The sequence below is a fragment of the Acrocarpospora catenulata genome, assembly GCF_018476525.1.
Classification (GTDB): domain Bacteria; phylum Actinomycetota; class Actinomycetes; order Streptosporangiales; family Streptosporangiaceae; genus Acrocarpospora; species Acrocarpospora catenulata.
Genome location: NZ_JAHCST010000136.1, coordinates 1 through 3,314, shown reverse-complemented (window position 1 = coordinate 3,314; position 3,314 = coordinate 1). Strand labels below are relative to the sequence as shown.

General features: G+C 71.0%; 2 protein-coding genes. One reads left to right on the top strand and one right to left on the bottom strand.

Annotation, left to right across the window (positions count from 1 at the left end):
- Positions 1-398: 398 nt before the first annotated feature.
- Positions 399-1,172, top strand: a complete 774-nt coding sequence (locus tag KIP79_RS45985) for a TIGR03084 family metal-binding protein (protein ID WP_308170259.1) — start codon at positions 399-401, stop codon at positions 1,170-1,172.
- A gap of 4 nt (positions 1,173-1,176) precedes the next feature.
- Here KIP79_RS45985 and KIP79_RS45980 read toward each other — a convergent pair whose 3' ends face one another.
- Complete coding sequence (locus KIP79_RS45980; RefSeq protein ID WP_214111399.1) at positions 1,177-3,069, bottom strand: condensation domain-containing protein; 1,893 nt, start codon at positions 3,067-3,069, stop codon at positions 1,177-1,179.
- Positions 3,070-3,314 lie beyond the last annotated feature (245 nt).

Below are 3,314 nucleotides of genomic sequence, written 5' to 3'. Positions count from 1 at the left end.
CCACCCACCCACCCTTTGTCCGGTGTTCCGCCTCGGGCCCCGTCTGTCCGACCCTGGCGTCTGTCCGACCCCGGCTGTCCCGCTCTACCGCTCAGCTCTACCGCTCAGCTCTACCGCTCAGCTCTGTCGTCCGGCTCTGTCGTCCGGCCTCGTGTGTCCGACCCTGGCTGTCTGGCCTCGTCTATCTGGTCCGGTCTGTTTGGTCCCCGTGTCTGTCCACGCCTTCTTCGTTCTGGCCTCGTCTCTTTGAAATTGCGCAATGCGGGGGTGTGGGCCGTCGGCGCAATACAGAAGGTGCGGGGAGATTCGCCTCTCGTGAGCATGAAGGGGACGGCCTTCCTGGCCGTGAGGGCCGTGCTGGCGAGAGGACCACCGCCGTGATTCCCGACCTGAAGCTTGTGATTACCGCGCTTACCGCGGATGCCGAGGACGTCGACCGGCTGGTGGCCGAGCTCGACGCTGCCAAGTGGGAGTTGCCCACGCCGTCGCCGGGGTGGACGATCAAGCACCAGATCGCGCACCTGTCGGCGACCTTCCGGATGGCGGGGCTGGCCGCGTCGGACGCCAAGGCGTTCGGGGCGCTGGCGGCCACGTTGTCGCCTGACTTCGATGCGAATGTTCGGAACGCCATGGCCGGGTATCTGGCCGCGCCGACGGAGGTGTTGCTCGGCAAGTGGCGGGAGGAGCGGGATCGGGCGATCGGGGCGTTGGCCGCCGCGCCCGCCGATCAGATGGTGCCGTGGCTGGTGAATCCGCTGCCTCCGGCGGTGCTCGGGATGGCGGGGATGATGGAGCTGTTCGGGCACGGGCAGGACATCGCGGATGCGCTCGGGGTGAAGCCGGCGCGGACGGATCGGATTCAGCTGATTGTCGCGTTCGCGGTGCGGACGTGGAACTTCGGCTACCTGGCGCGGGGGGAGGCGCAGCCGGACACCGAGTTCCGGTTCGAGTTGACCGCGCCTTCGGGGGCGCTGTGGGCGTTCGGGCCGGAGGGTGCCGAGAACCGGGTGACGGGTGACGCCGTGGACTTCTGTCTGCTGGTGACCCGGCGTCGGCACCGTGATGACCTCGACCTGGCCGCCACCGGCGCGGCGGCCGACCACTGGATGGACATCGCCCAGGCCTACCGGGGTCCCGCCGGAGAGGGCCGCCGGCCAGGCCAGTTCGTCTAGGAGGTCAGGGGCGCCCGGTGCCCTCGGCCAGGACGGGAACGCCTGGACCGGGGGCGTCGGCGCACAGCACGTATCGGTGTGGCGCGACGGTCACCCGGTCGAGGGCCGCCACGATCCGCTCGTGCAGGTCGGTGAGGTCCTGTTTCTCGTCCAGGTACGCGACCAGCGACCCGCCCTCGGCGACCACTTGGGCCCGGGGGGATCCGGCGCATCGCCGGACCAGGTCGGTCACGCTCGGCAGGTGGGCCCAGCCGCCCGGGGTGCACACCCAGTCGAGGTCCCGGGGCGTGGTGGAAAGGCCCGTGTGGGCGCCGATCTCGGAGGTGCCGATTTCGGTTGTGCAGGCTGTGCAGAGCAGGGATTCGAGGGCGCGTAGCCAGGCCAGGGCCTCTTCGGGGGGCAGGATGGCCGTGTCCAGCAGGAGTGTCAGTCGGATCAGGTCGCCGGCGTCGTCGGCGAAGATGAAGTAGGTGCTGGTGCTGCTGTCCACGCCTTCCTCCCATCGCCAGACGGTCTTGTCCAGGTCGGCGGGGGTGACGCGGGGAGGGCGGGCGGTGCCGAGGCGGCGGTAGTTGAGCCAGCAGGACAGGTCGAAGCGGATGCCGCGTTCGAGTTCGATCTCGCGGCGTCGGGCGGCCAGTTCGCTGGGGGGATGCTGGCCGAAGCGGGCGGCGCGGGTGAGTTCGGCGCCGGAGCGGACGATCAGCTCGGATAGCGCCAAGTCTGAGACGGGTACGCAGACGGGGACGTCCTGGGTGTGCATGCCGACCGCGTAGCGGGTCCGGGGGGCGATCCGGTTGCCCACGGTGAGCTGGAGGAAGGATCGGTCCAGGGAGCTGACGTGTGCGGCCACCGCGTTGATCCCCGCGAACAGGACGCTCGCTGGGCTGACCTGGTGCCGCGCGGCCAGAACCGTCACGGCCGCCGCCAGAGCGGGGGAGTCGAAGCGCAGGTAGCGGAAGCGTGGGCGCTCCAACTCGGCAGTGGCGTGGGGGAGCGTGATGGCGGGGAGTGCGGTGGCGGGGAGTGCGGTGGCGGGGAGTGCGGTGGCGGGGAGTGCGGTGGTGCGGGGGAGCGCCGTGGCGGGGAGCGCGGTGGCGTGGGGGAGCGCCGTGGCGGGGAGCGCGGTGGCGTGGGGGAGCACGGTGGCGGGGAGCGCGGTGGCGTGGGGGAGTGCGGCCACCGCCTCCCGGAGCGCGGTGGTGCGGGGGAGCATGGTCTGGGGCATCGCGCGTAGGGTGGCCTCGTGGTGGGCCAGGGCGCGTTCGCTGTGTCGCTGGCCGGTGTCGGATTTCTCCCATTCGGCCTCGTCTAGGGGGCGGTGCACGAGTTCTGGGCCGCGTACGGGGGCGGGCGGCCTGGCCAGGAGACCGCGCAGGTGGTACTGGAGCCACTGGGTGCCGGTCTGGTCGAGTACCAGGTGCGAGCCGACGAACACCAGTTGCCGGGGTTCGCCGTCCGTGGTCACCAGGGCGGCCCGTAACGGCCATTCTCCGGACACGTCGAAGGCCAGCGCCCACATGTCCGCCGCGAGCCGTCCGGCCGTGGCCGCCGCCGTGCCCTTGGCGGCCTCCACTACAGGCACCACCAGCTCGCCGTCAGTCAGTACGCGCTGCGCCGGCCCGGAGGGCGGAGGCACGTAAACCGTGCGGAGGGCGTCGAAGTGCGTCATCAGGTCGCGCAGCCCCTCGGTCACCTCGGCCACGGTCAACCCGGACCGCAGCGCGCAGGTGAAGCGCAGGTTGACGCTCCTGCTGTCCGGCTCCAGGTCCGCCATCAGTGCGAGCATGTGCTGCTGGGCCCAGGTCAGCGGCCCGGTCGCGGGCTCGCCCTGCGCCTGGAAGGCCACGGTGATCGCCGGGTGCCCGGCCAGCTCGGGGATCTGACGGGAGATCACAGCCGCTCCCGATCGGATCGCAGACGGAGGGAGCAACGCGCTACTCATCGCCGAAAACTTTCGTCAGACATGCCGACTCCGGACCTAGCCGTTTCTAACGTCGGCGAGCGTAGCAGCGCGAAAGTCGGCCCGATGCCGGTTAGAAAGATTTCGGGGCCGCGCCGCTCTCAGGTGCGGCGCGGCCCCGATTTCAGAGGCCCCAGGCGCCCAGGCGCCCAGGCCTGCAGGCCCCCACTGCCCCCACT